This window comes from Corynebacterium sp. HMSC11D10 (assembly GCF_001806995.1).
Classification (GTDB): Bacteria; Actinomycetota; Actinomycetes; order Mycobacteriales; family Mycobacteriaceae; genus Corynebacterium; species Corynebacterium coyleae.
Genome location: NZ_KV787027.1, coordinates 1 through 586, shown reverse-complemented (window position 1 = coordinate 586; position 586 = coordinate 1). Strand labels below are relative to the sequence as shown.

At 55.8% G+C, this 586-nt stretch carries 1 pseudogene; it reads right to left on the bottom strand.

Features of this window, described 5'->3' with window-relative positions:
* Window positions 1–35: 35 nt before the first annotated feature.
* Window positions 36–586 (bottom strand): annotated as a pseudogene (locus HMPREF3120_RS01925) (transposase); the annotation flags it as partial.

Here is a 586-nt window from a genome sequence, read left to right as displayed (position 1 = left end):
GTGCTTTCGGCTCGGTATGAAGTTCGGGGTTTGGATTATGCGGTTAGCTGGTGGTGGTCGTCATGTTCACCTCCAGTTTGGTGCATGAGGCGTTTGGTGTGTTCGAGTGCGGATAGTGACATGTAGCGTTTTTGTTGGATCCAATCGTCGTGCTGCTCGGCAAGCACCGCGCCGACAAGCCGGATGATGGATTCACGGTTCGGGAAGATGCCCACAACGTCGGTGCGCCGGCGGATCTCCCGGTTTAACCGTTCGGTGGGGTTGTTCGACCACACCTTTTCCAGACTGGTTTCGGTGCTGCGGTAAACGCCAACACGTCATCGAGCGACTCTTCTAGATAGGCCGCAACCTGCGGGAACTTTGGTTCTAACAGGTCGACGACTTCGCGGGCTTGTCGCCAGGTGGATTGGGCGTCGGGTTGTTGGAAGATTGTCTGGAACATCGCTTAAGACCATCGGCCACTGTGTCTTCGGGACTTTTTCATAGAGGTTCTTCGCGAAATGAGTCCGGCACCGCTGCCAGGATGCATCGGGTAGCACTTCAGATATCGCGTGCTGGATGCCTTCGTGGGCATCACTGGTGACAA